This window comes from Pseudoalteromonas sp. SW0106-04 (genome assembly GCF_001293805.1).
GTDB lineage: Bacteria > Pseudomonadota > Gammaproteobacteria > Enterobacterales > Alteromonadaceae > Pseudoalteromonas > Pseudoalteromonas ruthenica.
On record NZ_BCAI01000001.1, the window covers coordinates 335,920 to 355,155 of the forward strand.

At 50.8% G+C, this 19,236-nt stretch carries 16 protein-coding genes; 5 read left to right on the plus strand and 11 right to left on the minus strand.

The window, feature by feature from the left end:
• The first annotated feature begins 16 nt into the window (after positions 1 to 16).
• A complete protein-coding gene (locus tag W04_RS01530) occupies positions 17 to 556 on the plus strand; it encodes a DUF2306 domain-containing protein (RefSeq protein ID WP_082342078.1) in 540 nt (179 codons plus the stop codon).
• A 279-nt stretch (positions 557 to 835) separates the two neighbouring features.
• Positions 836 to 1,090: a hypothetical protein gene (locus W04_RS01535; RefSeq protein ID WP_052698265.1), complete on the plus strand. Its 255-nt coding sequence runs from the start codon at positions 836 to 838 to the stop codon at positions 1,088 to 1,090.
• Positions 1,091 to 1,234: 144 nt separating this feature from the next.
• Here W04_RS01535 and W04_RS01540 read toward each other — a convergent pair whose 3' ends face one another.
• Both W04_RS01540 and W04_RS01545 read right to left on the minus strand, forming a co-directional pair.
• Positions 1,235 to 2,107 (minus strand): LysR family transcriptional regulator, encoded by an 873-nt coding sequence (locus tag W04_RS01540; RefSeq protein ID WP_053909519.1) that lies wholly within the window; start codon positions 2,105 to 2,107, stop codon positions 1,235 to 1,237.
• 200 nt (positions 2,108 to 2,307) lie between these two features.
• Positions 2,308 to 3,807 (minus strand): dipeptidase, encoded by a 1,500-nt coding sequence (locus W04_RS01545; RefSeq protein WP_053909520.1) that lies wholly within the window; start codon positions 3,805 to 3,807, stop codon positions 2,308 to 2,310.
• A gap of 189 nt (positions 3,808 to 3,996) precedes the next feature.
• Here W04_RS01545 and W04_RS01550 point away from each other — a divergent pair, with 189 nt between their 5' ends.
• Positions 3,997 to 4,698 carry a FadR/GntR family transcriptional regulator gene (locus W04_RS01550; protein ID WP_053909521.1) on the plus strand — a complete coding sequence of 234 codons (702 nt, stop codon included), beginning with the start codon at positions 3,997 to 3,999 and terminating at the stop codon, positions 4,696 to 4,698.
• A 3-nt stretch (positions 4,699 to 4,701) separates the two neighbouring features.
• Here the strand turns inward: W04_RS01550 and W04_RS01555 are convergent, their stop codons facing one another.
• The 6 genes from W04_RS01555 to W04_RS01580 form a co-directional block, all read right to left on the minus strand.
• Positions 4,702 to 5,922, minus strand: coding sequence for an MFS transporter (locus W04_RS01555; RefSeq protein ID WP_053909522.1), 1,221 nt, complete (start codon positions 5,920 to 5,922; stop codon positions 4,702 to 4,704).
• A gap of 201 nt (positions 5,923 to 6,123) precedes the next feature.
• Complete coding sequence (locus tag W04_RS01560) at positions 6,124 to 6,981, minus strand: D-amino acid aminotransferase (protein WP_053909523.1); 858 nt, start codon at positions 6,979 to 6,981, stop codon at positions 6,124 to 6,126.
• On the minus strand, positions 6,978 to 7,850 hold the full coding sequence (locus tag W04_RS01565; protein WP_053909524.1) for a glutamate cyclase domain-containing protein: 873 nt from the start codon (positions 7,848 to 7,850) through the stop codon (positions 6,978 to 6,980). The genes W04_RS01560 and W04_RS01565 overlap by 4 nt, the downstream gene beginning before the upstream one ends.
• A complete protein-coding gene (locus W04_RS01570) occupies positions 7,838 to 8,566 on the minus strand; it encodes a 5-oxoprolinase subunit PxpA (RefSeq protein ID WP_053909525.1) in 729 nt (242 codons plus the stop codon). Before W04_RS01570 ends, W04_RS01565 begins: the two co-directional genes overlap by 13 nt.
• A gap of 8 nt (positions 8,567 to 8,574) precedes the next feature.
• On the minus strand, positions 8,575 to 9,369 hold the full coding sequence (locus W04_RS01575) for a putative hydro-lyase (protein ID WP_053909526.1): 795 nt from the start codon (positions 9,367 to 9,369) through the stop codon (positions 8,575 to 8,577).
• Positions 9,370 to 9,400: 31 nt separating this feature from the next.
• A complete protein-coding gene (locus W04_RS01580) occupies positions 9,401 to 11,221 on the minus strand; it encodes a glycoside hydrolase family 3 protein (RefSeq protein ID WP_053909527.1) in 1,821 nt (606 codons plus the stop codon).
• A gap of 262 nt (positions 11,222 to 11,483) precedes the next feature.
• Here W04_RS01580 and W04_RS01585 point away from each other — a divergent pair, with 262 nt between their 5' ends.
• The gene (locus W04_RS01585) at positions 11,484 to 14,330 is read left to right on the plus strand and encodes an FAD-binding and (Fe-S)-binding domain-containing protein (RefSeq protein WP_231657972.1); all 2,847 of its coding nucleotides are present in this window, start codon (positions 11,484 to 11,486) and stop codon (positions 14,328 to 14,330) included.
• On the opposite strand, the gene W04_RS01590 is transcribed toward W04_RS01585, so the two are convergent.
• The 3 genes from W04_RS01590 to W04_RS01600 form a co-directional block, all read right to left on the minus strand.
• A complete protein-coding gene (locus W04_RS01590; protein WP_053909528.1) occupies positions 14,327 to 14,665 on the minus strand; it encodes a DUF1232 domain-containing protein in 339 nt (112 codons plus the stop codon). The two genes, W04_RS01585 and W04_RS01590, sit on opposite strands and share 4 nt — an antisense overlap.
• Before the next feature lie 76 nt (positions 14,666 to 14,741).
• On the minus strand, positions 14,742 to 15,746 hold the full coding sequence (locus tag W04_RS01595) for an AraC family transcriptional regulator (RefSeq protein ID WP_053909529.1): 1,005 nt from the start codon (positions 15,744 to 15,746) through the stop codon (positions 14,742 to 14,744).
• Positions 15,721 to 16,647 (minus strand): GGDEF domain-containing protein, encoded by a 927-nt coding sequence (locus W04_RS01600; protein WP_053909530.1) that lies wholly within the window; start codon positions 16,645 to 16,647, stop codon positions 15,721 to 15,723. The genes W04_RS01595 and W04_RS01600 overlap by 26 nt, the downstream gene beginning before the upstream one ends.
• A 285-nt stretch (positions 16,648 to 16,932) precedes the next feature.
• On the opposite strand from W04_RS01600, the gene W04_RS01610 reads away from it, so the two are divergent.
• On the plus strand, positions 16,933 to 19,227 hold the full coding sequence (locus W04_RS01610; RefSeq protein ID WP_053909532.1) for a TonB-dependent siderophore receptor: 2,295 nt from the start codon (positions 16,933 to 16,935) through the stop codon (positions 19,225 to 19,227).
• The last annotated feature ends 9 nt before the right edge of the window (positions 19,228 to 19,236 follow it).

Sequence of the window (19,236 nt, forward strand, 5' to 3'; positions counted from 1 at the left end):
TGAGGCAGATACAACCGTGAAAACTTTAAGCTGGTGGGCGTTGTTACTTTGTTCATTAGGTGTAGCTGGTTATGCGTTATACGCTTACAGCTTTTTGCCTCTCGGCTCGTTGGTGCACCCCGATATGCAAATGGTGTTTAACCAACATCAACTGGCTATTTATGTGCATGTGTTTGGCTCGCTAACGGCTTTAGCGCTGGGACCGTGGCAATTTTTGTCTACTCTGCGTTCGCGTTACCCGCAGCTGCACCGTTGGTTTGGCCGTGTTTATCTACTAGTCGGTGTACTGCTAGGTGGGCTCGCTGGCTTGGCATTGGCACAAACTGCGTTTGGTGGTTTAGTGTCTATCGTTGGGTTTACTGGTTCAGCTTTGGTGTGGTTAATCACTGGGTTCATGGCCTTTTTCTGTGTTATGAAAAAGGATTTTGATGCTCATCGACGTTGGATGATACGCAACTTCTCTGTCACTTTCTCTGCTGTCACCTTGCGCATTTATCTGGGGGCGTTTATGGCGTCAGGCATGCCTTTTACTGATTTTTATCCGCTACTTGCCTAGTTAAGCTGGGTTCCCAATCTTCTTATAGCGGATTGGCTATTCAATCGCCATCCTGCGCCCAGATAAAATCAAAAATCCTCAATCCTAATTGACCTATCCAAGGCATCAATCTCATCTTGTGTACAGCACAGACATACTTACAAAGTTTGTAACAACTCTGTCGTTGGAAGCATCACTCAGGTTTGGTAAAAGTAATAATATCAGGACAAAGCGAAAGGTTATTGCTTTTGATGTAAGAGCCGCTTTGAGATAACAACAATAATAAGGAAGATGTAAACGATGAGTTATGCGCTATCAATGCCAGGATTTCAATCAAAATACAAAGCAGAGGATGCCTCGCAAGCCGGATTTTTATCTGGGCTGTGGCATGGTTTATTAATGCCTGTGTTTTTCATTGTCAGTTTATTTAAAGATGGTGTCAGCATCTACGAAACGAATAACAATGGCAATATGTATCACTTCGGCTACCTGTTGGGCGTGTGGGCCTTTGCTGGAAATACCATCAATATCACCATAGGCCATGCTGTTGTTTAATCTTATCAAGATAAATTGAAGTTTTAGGCGAGCTTACTGACACAATATGCACCCGTTTTTTTAAGCGATGGCTTAACAGTGTTAGCAGCTCACTTATTGACATAACACGCTACTTTGGTTGTCGATACCAGAGGACTTATCGCGTTACTGTTTATAGGTATTGATCACCCACTGGGTAAAATCAGCCAGGGGTGAGTCAGGTTCAGCCACTTCATGCTCAACTAAATAGTATTTATCCTTGGTCCATAAGGGCTTGTTGACCAATGGCCATAGTAATCCTTCATTAAACCAAGTGCGGCTAATCGGCATGGGGATTAACGCCACCCCCATTCCTTGCTGCGCTGCGCGGGCCACCCCAAACATACTATCAAGTTGAATGATCTGCTTGGGCGCGAAATCCCCTGGATAATGGTATTCAGCCCATTGATGCCAAGACCAAGGTCGCGACTGATGGACAATTAGTGGCAGCTCACTTAATGCCTGCTCGCTATTATGTTGCCACTGCTCGTAGGTAGTGCGGTTACAAGCGGGAATATATTCCAACGCAAATAATTCAGTGGCAATGCCACTGACCGGAGTGTCATGCGAGAGAACAATTGATAAATCGGTGCCGCGCACTTTTTGTGTGCGGGTGCGCAAAGTGTCGACCTCTAAATTGACATCGGGATGCTGTGAAGTCCATTCACTGAGCACTGGCATCAATAGCTCGCTGGCGAAAAACTCTGGCAAGGCAATGCTAATAGTGACGTTATTATCTTTGTGACTAAAGGTGCGAATGGTCTGCTCAAGATCAGTGATAATAGGCTCTATGGCATCGAAGAAGTTTTTACCTTCGTTAGTCAGTATTATTGCCCGGGTACGGCGCTGAAAAAGTGCGAAGCCAAGCTGTTGCTCGAGTTGTTTAATTTGGTGACTGACAGCCGAAGGGGTGAGGTAGAGTTGCTCAGCCGCTTGTTTGAAGCTCAAGCAGCGAGCTGCGAAACAGAATGCGCGAAGTCCTCTAATGGGTGTCTGCATAAGTACTTTTTTGATTAAAATAGAGAGAAAGCAATTTATAAACCAACTATACACTTGTGTTTAAACTAGGGTATAGCGCTCGCAGCCTTTGCTAATGCTTAATTAAAATGTGCTTGCTGCACTAACTCGGTGCAGCGCGAATCGTTATTGTGCACCTACTATTCAAGCAGCCGTCATCCATAACGGCTGTCATTGAAGCACTACATATTACCTAAGGTCACCATCATGGCGGTGTACATTTTGAGGTTGAGACGTAGCTGCTCAGGAGTCATAAACTCATGCTCGGAGTGACCGGTATAGGCTTTGCCAGGCATGGATGGGCCGAAAGACACGGCGTTATCAAACAGCTTGGCATTGGTGCCACCGCCAATGGAGACAAACTCCGCCTGCTCATCGCCAGTGTAGTGTTTGAAAATATTTAGCAGGGCGTCGGCGTGCGGGGCATCATCTAATAGCATAGGGGTGCCAATTTCTATATCAACCGCTGCCAGCTCAACTTGGTGACGATGCTGCCATTTGTTCAAAGCGCTGTTAATTTCTGTACGCAGTTGCGACTCTGGCTTGCCCTCTGGCCGACGTAAGTTCACCGAGAGGGTGAGCGTGTCGTTTTGGCGCTCAATTAAGGTCGGTGCTACCGTCATTGGGCCCATAAAGTCATGGCTATAGGCAATGTCGCCAAAGTGCTTGCCATAGAGATCTAAGCCAATAAGCTCATTAATAAATAGCAAGGCTTGGCCATCGGCATTGGTTGCCAGCTCCAGATCATTAAACACCGCGCCTAAATGGGCAATGGCATTGACTCCAGACTCGGGCTCCGACGAATGCGCTGAAGTGCCTTTGACGCGCACTAACACTTCATTATCGCCCAGCTCTTCAATTTGAACCTCAACGTCACTGAGCTTTGCCGCGTTGGCACGCAGCGTAGCTATCGCTTCGACATTGGCATTGTGCACGCGCACGCTGGCATCTTCAGGAATTTGGCTTACAAACGCGCCTCCTGTAAACTCACTGACATACATCTGTGAGCCCTGATAAGTACCGCTAAAAGTGGGGGCCACTAGGCTCCAGCCTTTTTCGGCTACCACCACAGGGTAACTGGCATCGATGGTCACCGCATATTTAGGTTGCTGATAGCTTTGCATAAAGGTGCGTAGCGGTTGCCAGTCGGACTCCTCGGCCAAATAAATCATCAGTTCAATGCGATTATCTAATTGTATGCCCTGGTCTTTAATAGCTTTCATGGCATACAACGCGGTGGCGATTGCGCCTTTGTCGTCCTCGGTACCTCGGGCGATTAGTTTGCCCGGCTCGGTTGTGCTATCGAGCACAAACGGGCTTTTGGCCCACTTTGATGCATCGGCTGGTTGCACATCGCCATGGGTCACTATAGTCACCTTGTCCTGCTGCTCACCCATGCCGATAAGCACGGTGTAGCCCAAATCTTGATAATCCAAGCCGAGCTGTGCAGCCTTCATTTTCAAAAGGTGTTTGAAGCCAATGAACTCAGGGTTATCAGGTGTTTTAAATGCACTGGTATTAACCGTAGCGAACGACACCATATTCGCGAGAGTGTGAATTTGTGCGTCTTGGTATTCATCGACAGCGTACTGTGCCAGTGCGTCGTGGTAAGTGGGGGTGGCGTGACTTAAACTCGCGTGGCTTAGCAGTGCCAATGTGGCAGCGAAAAGTGATGACTTCAAAGCAGATCCCGTTAAGATAAGGTTTTGAAGTATATGGTAACCTTTAGTGAAAATATGAACCAGTAATATACTGAGTTGAAGTTAAAAAACAAAAGGCGCAAAAGCAAGTACACTTAAACACTTAACACCTGTATCGTGGGTATATCTCACACACTCTTATTTAACTAGTTATAAGTAACATTTCAATTTATGGCACCACTAAGAAAGACCAGTTTGTCCATGCAATTAGCCGATGAACTGGGAAAAGCAATAATATCTGGACACTACAATAGCGCCCACGCTTTGCCTACTGAAGCTAAATTATGTGAGCAATACAATATTAGTCGTACAGCCGTACGTGAAGCAGTAAAAATGCTGGCGGCAAAAGGAATAATCTCTTCTCGTCCACGCCAAGGAATACGCATAGAAGACGCTGATAACTGGAATCTTTACGACCCGCAGGTTCTTACTTGGATGCTAGACAGCAACCCTTCGTTATCGATACTCAAGGAGTTCTTGGAAATGAGGCTCGCTGTTGAGCCACAAGCCGCAGCTTTAGCGGCTCAGCGTGCTGATAGTGAGTCTATCGCTAAAATAGAACACGCTTGGAAAAACATGGCAGCCTCTGTGGATTGCGACAGTAACTTTCATCGCTACGATATAGATTTTCACCTAGAGTTACTTAACGCAAGTGGCAACCGCTTTCTTCGTCAGCTCAGAGACTTTACCAGTACCGCACTTAATGTCAGTGTTCGTTACACTACACCGATTAAGGGCGACACGCATATGGTTGTTGAGGCGCACAAAAACCTCTTCCTTGCCGTTGCAAATGGCGAAGTCGACAAGGCAAGGGCTTTATCGGTGAGTATGATTGAAGAGGCGATTGCATTAATTGAACAAGTTAACAGGTAACGTTTACAGGCGTCGAGTCGCATATTGTTGGTAATCTACAGGTGCCGCAGCTTTACGTCGCAGTAACACCACGCTCAGCGCCCACATCACCAAGCCACCGGCAAACAAACTTGCACTGACATAGCCTGTTTCGTTCATCTGTAGACCATAAGTAAGGGCCATGCCCCCAGCCCACGGACCGATTGCATTGGCAGTATTAAAGGCACATTGCACTAGCGCCCCAATCATGGCATGGCCTTGCGGCGAGACCTGCATAAGCAGCGACTGGATCACGGTGCCTAAACCAACACTAAAGCCAATAAAGAAGATCACCCCACACAGCAGATAAATATTTGTGGCTACATTAACATACAGCAACGCAAACAAGGTCGCGCCAAGCAGCGCTGCACCTGTGGTGATAAGCGCAGAGTGGTCGGCGGCTTTACCCAGTACATAATTACCTAAGGTACAGCCTATACCGAACATCACCATGGCGATGGAAATGGTGACGGCAGCGCTTTGCGTAACCTGTAAAATGGTGTCGGCGATATAGGTATAAATACAGAATACGCCACCAAAGCCTATGATAATAATTCCGAGAATAGACCAAACAAGTGGATTCTTAAGCACCTCTAACTGATCGCCTAAATGAGTGTGCTCTTTGTTGGCTTGGTTTGGCACCAGCCATAACACCAGCACCAAAGCGATTAAGGCGAGTAAGGCCACCAGTGCTAAACAATAGCGCCATGAGAGTGATTGGCCTATTAAGGTAACGAGCGGCACACCGACAATAGTGGCGATGGTCAGCCCCATAAATACCTTAGCCATAAAGCTTGCGCGGCGATGAGTGGGAGCCAGCTGTGCCGCCAGTAACAGCGCAGTACCAAAATATGCGCCATGAGGAAGGCCGCTTAATAAACGAAATAGCACAAGCTGCTGCAGCGTTTGTGCCATTGCGCTGAGGCCATTGGCAACAAACATAATGGCAACGAATAGGGCCAACGCGTTTCGCTTATTCATATTTGCGCATACGAGCATAAACACTGGCGCGCCAATCACCACGCCGATAGCATAGGCGCTAATAGCATAGCCACTTTGCCCGGGGGTTACCGCAAAGGTCTCGCTGATCAGTGGCAGCATAGGCATCATCGAAAATTCGGTCAGACCTAAAATAAAGGTCCCCAAGGCTAACACGAGTAAAATAACGCCAATAGGCTGGCGGCCCTGATTATCAAGGTGGTGCATAAGAACCCTTTTGTAGCAATTGGTTGTGATTATCGGCGCCAATGGAGACAGAAAAACAGGAGAGAGATTGAGTCTGAGACTGTAGAACGCCTATTTGTATGATAATTCAAAATGGTACCCTCAAGCAAGGGCAGGGCTTAGGTTTGTGTCCTGAATTCGAATGCAGCGCCAGCGTGACACTGGCGCCATAAGAGGTTGCTGTTAGTAGTCGAATTTATGTTCGCTAAACAGGCTTTGCACTTGTTGCCATACCGGGCCGGGTTGGCCGCTGCCAATGACCTGGTCGGCGACTTTAACCACCGGACCGACTTCTTTGGTTGCCGAGGTTATCCATACCTCATCGGCGTTAAGTAATTCCGCTTTGCTGATCACTCGTTGCTGCACAGTAAAGTCGCTGTGCTCGGCTAAAATGGTGAGGATCAGCCAGCGGGTGATCCCCGGCAGAATCTGGTGATCTAACGGCGGGGTGCTGATCACGCCATCTTTGACGATAAACACATTGCTGGAGCTTGCCTCGGTAATGTGCTCATCACTATTGAATAAGATGGTTTCTTTGTTACCTGCCGCTGCGCCGCTTTGATAATGCATCACATTGCCAAGCAATGCGGTGGACTTAATGTTACAGCGCTGCCAGCGTTTATCTTGCTCGAGGGAAACATGGTAGCTGGTGGCTAACTCCGGATCGCAAACCGGCTCGCCGGGCAGTTCAAAGCAAAAGGCGAAAACCGTGGGCGTGATACCTTGCGGGTAGGCGTGGTTGCGTTTGCTATCGGCACCACGACTAACATGCAGATAGATACCTTGGTTTGGGCCCGGGTTCTTGGCAATCAAGGTGTCACAGATTTGTCGCCATTGCTGCGCTGTATAGTCAAGCTCAATATCAATGGCTGCTAACCCCGATTGCATGCGTTGGATATGGGCATCAAAACCGAGCATCTTGCCGTGGTAGGCGGGCACCACCTCATAAATGCCGTCACCAAATAAAAAACCGCGATCCATCGGTGAGATTTTAGCCTGCTCTGGTGGCATGTAATCGCCATTTAAATACACAAGGCTCATGGGGTTTCCTCATTCTCTTGGGGCAAAAAGCCCGTTAACTGTCGTAATTGGTTGATGATGCCTTGGCCATGGCTGGCATCGAGACTGTCTTCGGTCAGCTCATTGCGTAAAGTGACGCCATCGACGCTGCCTAGCTCGCTGCAATAGCGTAATAACGCCGGGCTATCAATATCACCTAACAGATCTTGTTGTTGCCACAACCCCAGAAAAGCAATTAAGCCATATGCGCCCCAGTTCGATACGTCGGCCACAACCAGCTCATCACAACTAGTGACACTGGGGGTAATCGCGAGCTGTTCAAGGGCTTCGCTTACCTTACCCATGCCAATTTCATTGCCGCCATCGCCAATGGCCAAGGTTGGACACGGGGCCAGCGTCATATAGGGGTCAAAGCTGGCGCAGCCGGAGCTAATATCTTCACCGCGCATATTGGTGTAGCGTCCTTGCGCGTTGAGCCCCGGACGCTCAATTGCAAGCACACAGCTGACGCGGTGATGGTGGTAGTAGGCCTGGGCTTGTTGATGAGCGCCCACAACATCATTTAAAGGCAGCGGCATACAGTTATAATCCTCGGCGATTTTCCTGTATAGCGGGTCTGCGCAAATTAATTTAACTTCTTTGCCGAGTGTGGTTAGCGCCTGATATAGCGCCATTGCGCCGACCGGGCCATCGGTTTCGAAGGTCCCCGCTACGGGGAAGCCTGTAGCAATTAAAATTTGCTCTTGGGCCGCAAATAACTGCTTTGCAGCGCGATAGACATAGCCGGGTTGCAGCGCCTTTTGTACCTGCGCCATGCCACGTAAATTCTGCGCAACCAGGCAGTCTTCAATGTCTCGACTGAGCTGTAGTTGCGGTGTTAGCGGGCACACAGCGCACGGATCTCTTTGATGGCATTGACGGCTTCGAGATTATCGCCATGAACACATAAGGTGTCGGCATTGAGCGCGAGGCTTTGGCCACTGTCGGTGATGACTTTGGCCTCGGCCACCAATAATTGAACTTGCGCAAGCATAGCTTGCTTATCCAACACACTGCCTGATTGTGAGCGCGGGGTAAGGGTGCCTTGATCGGTGTAGCGGCGGTCGGCAAAGGCTTCAAATAACAATGACAGGCCGTGCTGCTGTGCCATTAATTCATGTTGCTGACGCTGCCCGGTGGCCAGCACCATCAGTTGCAACTCGCTCGGGTAGCTGGCGATGGCCTGCATCACGGTGGCGAGAATAGCGTTATCACGCATCATGTCGTTGTATAAGGCGCCATGCGGCTTCACATAGCGCAGCGTTAACCCTTGCACCCTGGCCATGCCCTCTAAAGCGGCGATTTGATAATGTAAATCGCTACACAGTTCGTCGGCACTGAGCGCCATGGAGCGTCGTCCAAAGCCTTGGCGGTCAGGATAGCTGGGGTGTGCGCCAATACTTACCTGATGGTGTTTGGCCAGTGCTAAGGTGCGAGCCATTACCTGAGGATCGCCGCCATGAAAGCCGCACGCGATATTGGCTAAATCAATGTGAGGCATGGCCAAGGCATCCTCACCCATACGCCAGTTGCCAAAGCTTTCACCTAAGTCGCAATTCAATAGCATAAACACTCCTAAAAGCTCGATAGTGCGGTGTTTTTAATATCTAAAATCAGCATATGTCCGGGGCTGTGGGTAATACAAAAATCCGGGCGAGCAGTGGCAATGGCCACCTGAGGCGTCACCCCACATGGCCAGAAAACCGGCACCTCCCCTGGCTTTATACTCACCGCATCACCAAAGTTTGGCCGCTTAATATCGTTAATGCCAATGGCCTGAGGATCGCCAAAATGCACCGGTGCGCCGTGCACGCTAGGAAAGCGGCTGCATATTTGAATGGCGCGAATGGCGTCTTTAGGGGTCATGGGCCGCATACTCACCACCATGTTGCCGCCAAACACGCCGCTGCGATGACAGGCTTGATTGGTCACATACATGGGAACATTGCAGTTTTCGGTGATATTACGCACTTCAATGCCGTCGGCCAATAACGCCTCTTCAAAAGAAAATGAGCAGCCGATCAGGAAGGTCACTAAGTCCTTGCGCCACAGCGAGGAGATCTCGGTTTGCTCACTGACCTTTTGTCCTAGCTCATACACCCGATATTTGGGAATGTCGGTGCGAATGTCCAGATCCTGCGCTAAACGCGGTAGCTCGGTGGCGCCCGCTTCAGTGTGACCGAGTAACGGACAGGCGCGTGGGTTATTTTGACAAAAGCCCAAAAAATCATAGGCGTATTTTTTAGGTAAGATCACCACATTGGCTTGCACATAACCGGGGGCAAACCCAGAGGTATGCCCTGAATAATGACCATCGCGTATCAACCGGCGGATGTCCGCAGGTGTTTTTAAAGAGGCATTTGCGTCCATAACAGTATCTTATATCGTGTTTATCCCCACCCTAGCGCAGAACCTTGGCCGGCGCTATAGTAACCGGCAGTTCTCCAGGGGCCTGCCGCAATCCCAAGAGTACCTTGGCCAATGCAGTAAAGGCGGGGCCTTGTACGGTTTCGCCATCATCAACATCAATATTATACGCATAGGTTGCCAACACGGCCTGCGCGTAGGCGCCAAATTGAGTAATGTCATAAGGGGCTCGTAAGCTGACGAATATCACCGGGGTGTCGCTTTGCTGCGCGTGCTGTAATAACGATTCCAGCGCATCGGGTTGCTGCTGACGATTCAGCGCAAACTGCGCTAACGCTGAAACATCGTCCATGCCGCCTATTTCGACGGCACTTTGTGGTGGGCTGGCATTCGCAGCGAGAACCACATCGGCGTCATTGATATCCAGGTATGCTTGCTCAGGGTCGTGGCCTTGCAAACTAATGCAGTGAAACACTCGGTGCTGCTCGCTGAGGTGATCCAGAGCTTGCTGCAACGCCATACACTTGCGGGTATCGGGCATAATGAGCGCCACTTTGCGCGCTTGCTTAATTAGGGTGGTGGCTCGCTGTCCAGCTTTGATATCGGTGATAGCGGCGCTGGCCAGCTCGGCTTCAATGGCCCGGTGACTGGCGTTGCCTAAGGTCATCGCCGCTAGCTCGGTTTGTAGCAGATGATTGTCAAAGTGCGCTGGCAGCAATTGATAGTCGGCTTTCAAAGCCATGACTCGCTGCGCTGATTGCGCAAATTCGCCGCGCTCTAACTCGCCGCGCTCAATGGCATGGGCTACGGCATCAATGAGCTGATTAAGCTCGGCAATATCTTGTTCATTGCGAATAGCAATGGGCATAAGCGCAATATCGACACCGGCCTTGAAGGTATTAATGAGCGCGTCCTCGGGGGTAAAAAAGTCACTGATACCCGCCATATCTAACGCATCGGTGATGGTGACACCCTGATAACCCAGCTCCTCACGCAGCAGTGAGGTCATAATGGCCCGCGACATGGTCGCCGGTTTAACCATTGTTTGCCCCTGTTTACTGACAAAGGTGCTGCTGTCGAGCGCCGGGTATTGAATGTGTGCGGTCATAATCATGCCCGGGGCATGGCCGGCCTCAATCACCGCCCTAAACGGGGCAATATCTTGGGCCATGACCTGCTCTTTGCTATGCATGACCTTGGGCAAACCCGTGTGGCTATCGACATTGGTATCGCCATGACCCGGAAAGTGCTTTAACGCGGCAATGACCTGTTGGCGTTGATAGGCGTCAACCTGAGCGCCACCAAGCTCAGCGACGCGGGCCGGGTCTTCACCAAAGGAGCGCACATTGATCACCGGGTTGTTAGGATTCATATTGACATCTAAGGTGGGCGCGTAATTAACGTTAAAACCAACGGCCCGTAGCTCTTTAGCAATTACTTTGGCACTGGCGCTGGCATATTCACTGCCATGCTTTGCATAGGTCGCACCGATGGACATATTGCCAGTCATCGCCGTACCAAGATGACGGGGAATCCGAGCGACACGCCCCCCTTCTTGGTCCACACTAATAAACAAAGGGGCCGCTAATGAGGAGGCCAGCGCCGCTTGTTGTAAGTCGCGGTTCAGCGCGACAATTTGCTCGGTGTTGTCGATGTTCTCGGCAAATAGGATCACGCCACCAATGTAGTGCGTGCTAATGGCATCGGCAAGAGCCTGTGGCAGCTTGGTCATCGGGGTGCGACAGCGGTCACTGGCAGTGCTATCACCGCAATAATAGCGAAAGTCTAACATTAGCTTTTGGCCAATTTGCTGCTTTAAGGTGAGCTGGGTAGCGGCAAAACTTGGGGCACTCATAAGGGCATATCCTACTATGGCAAGGCTTAGTACCTTGGCTATCTGGCGAAAAAACACGGCTCGCTCCGAGACTGATTTTTGGAATAAACTATTCACGATTCTATAGTGTGTAGTGGTAGAAAAACAACCACTTTAGACGGACTGACCTTAACATGTACTGATCTCAGTTGCTTAGGCGTAAAACTATCTACCTTAAGGGATTTAATAATATTTTATTCCAAGCTATGCTAAGGCACATCGCCCGCTATTAGTGACCGTCATTATGTCAGAGTACCGCGCCGCCATGGAAGCCTTCATTGAGGCTGCCCGTAAAACCTTATCCTGCGAGCAGGTGATCACTGATTATGCTTTGCGTTATGCCCTGGGCACCGACGCCAGTTTTTATCGCCTAACCCCCGAGTGTGTGGTGCGAGTGCACCATCGCGCGCAGGTGCAACAGTTAATTACCCTAGCCCAGCGCTTTGAGGTTGCGTTAACCTTTCGTGCTGCTGGCACCAGCCTCTCCGGGCAGGCGATTAGCGACAGTGTATTGGTGGTGCTCAGTGACCAATGGCAGGATTATGAAATTGGTAGCAACGGCGATTGGATAACGCTATCACCAGCGCTTATCGGTGCCAAGGTCAACCAGCTGCTGGCACCATTTGGGCGTAAAATAGGCCCTGATCCGGCTTCGATCAACAGCTGCAAGGTGGGCGGTATTGCCGCAAATAATGCCTCAGGCATGTGCTGTGGTGTTAAGCATAATAGCTACCACACGCTTAAGGACATGCACATTATTTTGGCCGACGGCACTGAGCTAAAGACCGCAGATGCACACTCTTGTGAGCAATTTCGTCGCAGTCACGGCGAGTTTGTACAGGCCCTCGAGCACCTCGGCGAGCAAGTGCGGGCAAACCAGGCGCTGCGCACGCGCATTGAACATAAATACCGACTGAAAAACACCACAGGATATGGCCTGAATGCGCTCGTCGATTACCAAGATGGTATCGATATTATCAAGCATTTGCTGATCGGCTCCGAAGGCACCCTTGGATTCATTGCCAATATTACCTACCACACCGTGCCCCACAGTGCGCATAAACACACCGGGCTGTTTACCTTTGCGACAATAGACAGTGCCTGCGATTTTATCGAGCAGCTTAGTCGCTACCCCGTAGAGGCGGTGGAAATGCTCGATAAACGCGCGCTGATGTCGGTGCGCGAACAGGCCATTATGCCCAACGAGGTTGTTGATTTTCCGGCGCAGGCCACTGCGCTGTTGATTGAAATTGCCGGCGCTGACGAGTCTGAATTACAGACCACCAGCGCCGCTGTCAGTGCCTTACTCGAGCGTTATCAAGGCGATATTATTCATCAATATGCTCTTAGCAGTGATAGCGAGCGGGCACAGGCGCTGTGGAATGTGCGTAAGGGCACCTTCCCAGCGGTGGGGGCAGTGCGGGAGATAGGCACCACAGTGATTATTGAAGATGTCGCCTTTGCGCTCAGCGATTTGGCACGCGGCATTAAGGCGTTGCATGCCTTGTTTGCCAAGCACGGCTACCAGGAAGCCATTATCTTCGGTCATGCTTTAGCCGGTAACCTTCATTTTGTATTTACCCAGCGCTTTGATAACGATGAGCAGGTGGCGCGCTACGAACGGTTTATGGCCGAGGTGGCGCAGCTAGTGGCCGTTGAACTCAATGGTTCGCTGAAAGCCGAGCATGGAACCGGGCGAAACATGGCCCCCTTTGTCGCCCTAGAGTGGGGAGATGACGGCTATGGGGTCATGAAACAGGTCAAACAGCTGTTTGATCCCAAGGGGATTTTTAACCCTGGGGTGATCATCAACAGCGACCCGCGTGCGCACGTGCAGCATGTTAAAGCTCTGCCAGCGACCGATGACACTATTGATAGCTGTATCGAGTGCGGCTTTTGCGAACCTGTTTGTCCATCGCAAGGTTACACATTAACGCCGCGTCAACGTATTAGTTTGAGTCGTCATCAACGCGAGCTTAAGGCGCAATTAGCCAGTAGCGCCAGCCCAAGCCCTCGTTTACGGCAGCGTTTAGGGGCCGTTCAAAGCCGCTTTCAGCACTTAGTCGATAGCAGCTGCGCCGCAACCGGATTATGTGCAACGCGCTGCCCTGTTGGCATAGACACCGGAGCCTATGTGAAATCGTTACGCCAACAAGAGTTTGCGCAATCGCGTTTGGCTAATCGCATTGCCCAATACAGCGCGCAGCATTTTCAGGGCAGTACGCAGCTTGCTCGTTTTGGCCTCAGTAGCATGAAAAAGCTGGCCCATGTGGTGGGCGAGACGCAGCTGCACAACAGCACCCAGTGGTTGCATCAGCGTTTTGGCACCCCTATCTACTTCAGCGCCTGGCCGCAAGGGCAGGGGCAGTCAACCCCCACATCGAGCCACAGTAAGTCGGGGGAGCGTAACGTGGTGTACATTCCTAGTTGTGCAAATCGGGTTTTTGCTAACGATGGCGAGCACAGTGTGCAGCAAACACTGCAACAATTATGTGCCAAAGCAGGCTTTACGGTTATTGTGCCCAAACAACTAGGGCAATTGTGTTGTGGTATGGCGTTTCACAGTCGAGGCGCGCAGCACCAAGCCCAGTATAAGCAGCAACAGCTTCAGCAGGTTATGGCCGAGCTCAGTGACAACGGGCGTTGGCCGGTGGTCATGGATGCCAGCCCCTGTGCCTTGCACAGCTCCAATGGTGGAGACATCGCGCCGCTAGATAGTATTACCTTTGCGCAGCAGTACCTGCTGCCACATCTACACATTACCCCCAGTGCCGAGCCTATCTGGTTACATGTCACCTGTAGCTCGCAACACCTCGACGGAGGCAAGGCAATGTTGGCGTTGGCACATGCATTAAGTGAGAAAGTCAGTACCACCGATATCAGTTGTTGTGGTTTTGCCGGTGATAAAGGGTTCACGCATCCTGAGCTCAACAGCCATGCTTTGCGTCATCTCACAGACTCGCAGCCCCCTGGCTGCAAAAGCGGTTACAGCAACAGTCGCACCTGTGAAATTGGCCTCAAAGCGCACAGTGGTGTGGTGTTTTCGTCGCTTTTGCTGCGCTTAAATGAGCAAGCGCAAGCACGCAGTTAACGCTTGCCCTTGGGGACATAGACCATGGCCTGTGCTTTGCGTTTGGCTAGGCTTTTGACTCGGGCATCAATGCATGATGAAAACGTCATGATCGCCGCGCCCATAAAGGTGCCGTCGTCGGCGTAACCAAAACTTGTGGCCAAGTCATGGATTAAATCATAGGGAAAAAGCAGATACGCTAATGCGGCGATTAACGCTAATTTATACGTAGCCGTGCATTTCGGTGAATGCCATGCGAAATACAGGGTTAGCAGCTTTGCGAGCAAGGCGCGAATGCCGATGAGTAGCCAGCGTGGGTAGGCACTTCGATGATTTAAATTGGGATTGCTGTGCATAAGTCACTCCTGTTGTTACTGACAGCATAATGCCTGCGTGCAATAAAACTATTACACGGCGTTACCCTATGCCTTTTTACAGGCTCATTGACTCTTTTAGTTCGCTCGGAGTGAGGCCGGTCCAGCGCTTAAATGCGCGACGAAAGTTCGGGGTGTCGTAAAAAGCTAAGCGATTCGCCACATAATCGTTGCCTTTATCACGAATGCTAAGTAAATAAACCGCTCTAAGCGTTTGCTGTTGTTGTTGTAATTGGGAAAAGCGCCAGCCATGCTCCTTGAGTTTGCGCTTAAAAGTGGCAGGGCTCATGGCCATATGTTGCGCGAGAGCGGCTAAGCTAAGATGCGGTTGGCGCGATAACAACTGGCACAGCGCAGCGATGAAATACGACGGCGACTCACAATGAGGTTGGCTTTGCAGACGCTGCCAGCGCAACAGACTGGCATTGTCGTTAGTGCATCTGAGCATCGTGGCAGCAAAGGACCATTTGTATACGGGCTGGGCAAAGCGTAAGCGCGTGCCAAGGTTGTGCTCAAACTCATACATATGGCGTGGGCGCTTACAGGCAAAATCAAAGTGACAGTGTGGATAGCCTTGGCTTAGGCGCTTTAACAGCGCATAGAAAGCGCTGCTATAGGCCTGCATAAGTAATTCGGTTGCCTTACTCTCTGGGGCCAGCGTTGGCGTAATAAACACATGCACTTGGCGCTGATAAAGGTGATAACGAACATGGACCAGTGGCGCAATGTGTTGGTAGAGGCGTTGCAGCATACGTAGGCTCTCGCCAACAGTAGGCGCGCTTAGCAAGGCTTGCCCGACAGTGCCCAGTTCATTAAGCAGTTGTTGCCCTAATAAAAATCCCGCATCGGGGTGAGGAAATTGGCCTTGGTATTGTGCCAGTAAGCGCATTAGCTGATGATGACTAAAACGGCTGTGTGGGTCGAGTAAGTCGTCACTAAAAATCCCCGTGCCTCGTAGTAGCTTGTGCAAATCAGCACCACGAGCCAGAGCCAGCTCGGCGATGGCACTGATCAGCCCCTCACTGCTAATGACTTTTCTATCTTGAAGAGCAAAGCGTGGCATCGCCCTGGCCTGGTCGGTGTTTTTGTTGTTGTAATTGCTGTTGCAGCTGCCTCAACAGCTGCGGCAACGGCTCATCTTTTGCGGTTTCAATAACGGCGCTGTAGGTGTTTATGTAGTGGGCTTGCCCTTGGGGGCCAAGGCGAAAGGCGCAGTGGCGAATGGCGCTTTGTAACTGCGCGATAAGCTGCTGTGATTGACGACTCGTGGTGGCGGGCAAAAGCAGTATGAAACTGTCACTGGCATAACGACTGAGTACATCACCCATACGAATATTCATCACCATTAAATCGCTGAGCTCACGCAGTAATCGATCGCCGGTGGCAAGGCCGAAGCGGGCGTTGACGGTGGCAAAGCTCTCTACATCAATCATGGCGATACAGCATTTAGTATCGCTCTCGCGGCTGCTATCGAAGACTTTTTGCACATACTGAATACGATATAATCCGGTGACCGGGCACACTTTTTGATGGTCGCGCATGTGTGCCTCACGGCGAGCCAGTTGGCGGTTCAGCACAAACTGCTCTTGATGCCACCAATACAGTCCGGCGCTGGTGAATAACATGCCTATGGGTGCAGGCAGAGACTCAATCCAACTTAACCAATAGCGACTGGGCTGGTGTAACCACTCATCAAGCAAGTCTAATGATGCAGAAAACATAAATAGCCCCAGCCCTAGCACCAGCAAGGTTGTGACCTTCCCCGGTGGCCGGGACACTAGTAGCGCGACAATCCAGCTTAATGTCATGAGCACAATGCCGCCTTCGCCAAGGATATCAAGCCAGGCAATATCACCACTGTATTTGAGCTCCCCCAACTGATAGCTGAGTAGCGCGGCAAGTACCAGCCAAGCGATGCTTATATGAGCCAGTAAGGGATGAGTGCGAAATGGGTTAAAGCGCATGAAAGACCTTGAGTTAATGAGTGTGTGGTTATGCTAGCGGGCCAACTTCACTATGGGCAGGGTCATATTGGCTCAATGATATGACAGCATCATGACCACGCCATGCGATAACACCGTGCAAGCGCCCGTTCTTTGCCCTGCGAGTAGGGTTTTTACAGCTCAAAAGCAGCCATAACGCGACACATTTAGCTCGCTTCGGCAGCACGATAGCAGCGACTGTCACAGTGCTGTCATCTGCGGTTTTTAGCTTAGCGCCATACCAAGGACATGCAGGAGAAAACAGCAATGACAAGCTTTAAACTAAAAGCGCTGGTGGCGGCATTAGCGCTGACCAATATCAGCGCCTATGGCGCTCAAGAAAACGCCAACAAACAGGTCAAAGTCTCTGAGGAGCTGGTGGTGTATGGCGACATCGGTTATCGCAACCGCTCGCAGCAGCTAGCGCCCACTTTGGAATATGACCAAGATTACTTTCAGCGCTTTGAACCACTGACCGCTGGCGATGCCCTTAAACGGGTGCCGAGTGTGACTTTTTTATCTGATGTGCTGGAATCCGACGGCGCGCGTATGCGCGGTTTGAGTCCTGCCTATACGAAGGTGCTGATCAATGGCGAAGAAGTACCTGGTGCTGGCGCCGACCGCTCATTCTTTGTTGATCGCATTCCCGCTGAGCTCATCGAACGAGTGGAGATCATCCGCTCGCCCAGTGCTAACCGCTCCGCCGATGCCATTGCCGGTACGCTGAATATCGTTTTGCGTGATGGCTATAGCCTAGACGGTGGCTATTTGCGCGCCGGTGGCCTGCGCTACGATGATGGTGAATTTAAAGAAAGCCTAGGTGGTGTCTATGGCACCGAACTTGGCGGCGGCCGCTTGTTACTGGGAGCCAATTTACAAGGGCGCTACAACCCCAAGAAAAAGACCAGTTTTCGCTACGGTGATAGCCCGGAAAACAACCCCGACTACCGTGAACAAAGCTTCGATAATCGCGAACATCAAGACGATACCCGTGATGGTGATGACACCTCACTGAACGCCAGTTATGAATACACCTTTAACGATGGCGCCTATTTTGATATCAGCGGTATTTGGGTCGACACCGAGCGCAGCGAAGATGAACGCTCATATGAGTATAACCACCCCAGTGCGGCCAGTGGTGATGCGGCCAACGGCGGTAGTTTGCTGACCGATAATGCCAATATTGCCGATATTGAGCAGACCAATTACAGCCTGAGCTCCAGCTATAACCAGCCACTTTTTGGCGGTAACAGTAAATTTAAGGTGGCTGTGGCGCGCTTTGAAGAGTCGGTATTTGAACAAGAGGTGGAGCTCGATACCGCTGAATTACCCATGGTATTGGAGCAGGAGCAAGAGCGCAGCGACATTGATGATAAAGAGTGGACACTACAATGGCAGCACAGTCAGCCCTACAGCGATAGCAAACAATGGCAAATTGGCGCGTTTTGGCAGCAAAAAGAGCGGGATACCGGTATTTACGCCTCTGAAAGTGAATTAGAAACCATGCAAAGCAGCTGGGACCAATTCGCGCAGTCGCCGCTGTCGCTGGCCACGTTTGATGCGCCATTTGAGGCCGTTAGCGGCGGTGTGAACACAGTGCAAGAGCAGCGTTTTGATGTCTTTGCGTTGCTTAAACACGAGAGTCAGGAGTTTGCTTGGGAGCTGGGTGTACGTTGGGAGAGCACCGATTCGCAGGTAGACAACCATGTTGATGCGGTGCGCACCGACAACGATTACGACTTTATTTTGCCTTCCGCTCATATACGCGTGCAAGTGGCAGAAAACGGCCGTATCAACGCGTCGTTAGCGCGCAGCTTACGTCGTCCGGACTTTGACTATATTACCCCCGCGCTGCGTGAGGAAGAGTTAGCCGACAACGACTTATTGGGTAACCCGGCACTTGAGCCGGAGTCGGCGTGGGGCGTCGACCTAGGTTATGAGTATCGTCTCGGTAAGACCGGGGTGATGGGCGTGAATCTGTTTTATCGTGATGTCAGCGATTTAATTGAAATCGCCAATACCGGTATGCAAGGGGCCGAGGGCGAGGGCACCTTTGTGCTGCAACCCCGTAATACCGGTGATGGCACGGTGTATGGCGTCGAGCTCGACTTATCGACACCCCTAGGCGCGTTGGGGCTACCCAATACCGGGGTATTTGTGAATTACTCTTGGCTTGATAGTGAAGTCGAAGACTTTTTCGGTGAGCGTAAATTTAACGACCAATCAGATTACGTCTATAACCTCGGATTTATTCATGACTTTCCTCAGCTAGGCGCGTCTTTCGGGGCTACCTATCGCAAGCAAGGCGATGCCCTCGGGCGCTTTGTCGGTGAAGAGGTAAGCACGCACTATGGCGCTGATCTTGAGCTGTTTATAGAAAAACGTTGGCAAAAGCTGACGCTACGGATGGTCGGCTCCAACTTACTGGATGCCAGTAAAGAGGAAGTATTCAACAAGTTCGATACCTTAGAGCAGCAAATCGAACGGGACTTTGATGAATACGAATTGGAGTCGGAGCAGGCCGGGCCTGTGGTGCAATTGATGTTGCGCTACGCCTTTTAAATTTAGGCG

What these genes read in the sequence shown, in the direction of transcription:
- W04_RS01580 (WP_053909527.1), bottom strand. Translation starts at nt 11,221, where the DNA reads ATGAGTGCCCCAAGTTTTGCCGCTACCCAGCTCACCTTAAAGCAGCAA.
- W04_RS01595 (WP_053909529.1), bottom strand. Translation starts at nt 15,746, where the DNA reads ATGCCACGCTTTGCTCTTCAAGATAGAAAAGTCATTAGCAGTGAGGGG.
- W04_RS01535 (WP_052698265.1), top strand. Translation starts at nt 836, where the DNA reads ATGAGTTATGCGCTATCAATGCCAGGATTTCAATCAAAATACAAAGCA.
- W04_RS01560 (WP_053909523.1), bottom strand. Translation starts at nt 6,981, where the DNA reads ATGAGCCTTGTGTATTTAAATGGCGATTACATGCCACCAGAGCAGGCT.
- W04_RS01575 (WP_053909526.1), bottom strand. Translation starts at nt 9,369, where the DNA reads ATGGACGCAAATGCCTCTTTAAAAACACCTGCGGACATCCGCCGGTTG.
- W04_RS01550 (WP_053909521.1), top strand. Translation starts at nt 3,997, where the DNA reads ATGGCACCACTAAGAAAGACCAGTTTGTCCATGCAATTAGCCGATGAA.
- W04_RS01610 (WP_053909532.1), top strand. Translation starts at nt 16,933, where the DNA reads ATGACAAGCTTTAAACTAAAAGCGCTGGTGGCGGCATTAGCGCTGACC.
- W04_RS01590 (WP_053909528.1), bottom strand. Translation starts at nt 14,665, where the DNA reads ATGCACAGCAATCCCAATTTAAATCATCGAAGTGCCTACCCACGCTGG.
- W04_RS01585 (WP_231657972.1), top strand. Translation starts at nt 11,484, where the DNA reads ATGTCAGAGTACCGCGCCGCCATGGAAGCCTTCATTGAGGCTGCCCGT.
- W04_RS01540 (WP_053909519.1), bottom strand. Translation starts at nt 2,107, where the DNA reads ATGCAGACACCCATTAGAGGACTTCGCGCATTCTGTTTCGCAGCTCGC.
- W04_RS01600 (WP_053909530.1), bottom strand. Translation starts at nt 16,647, where the DNA reads ATGCGCTTTAACCCATTTCGCACTCATCCCTTACTGGCTCATATAAGC.
- W04_RS01570 (WP_053909525.1), bottom strand. Translation starts at nt 8,566, where the DNA reads ATGCTATTGAATTGCGACTTAGGTGAAAGCTTTGGCAACTGGCGTATG.
- W04_RS01555 (WP_053909522.1), bottom strand. Translation starts at nt 5,922, where the DNA reads ATGCACCACCTTGATAATCAGGGCCGCCAGCCTATTGGCGTTATTTTA.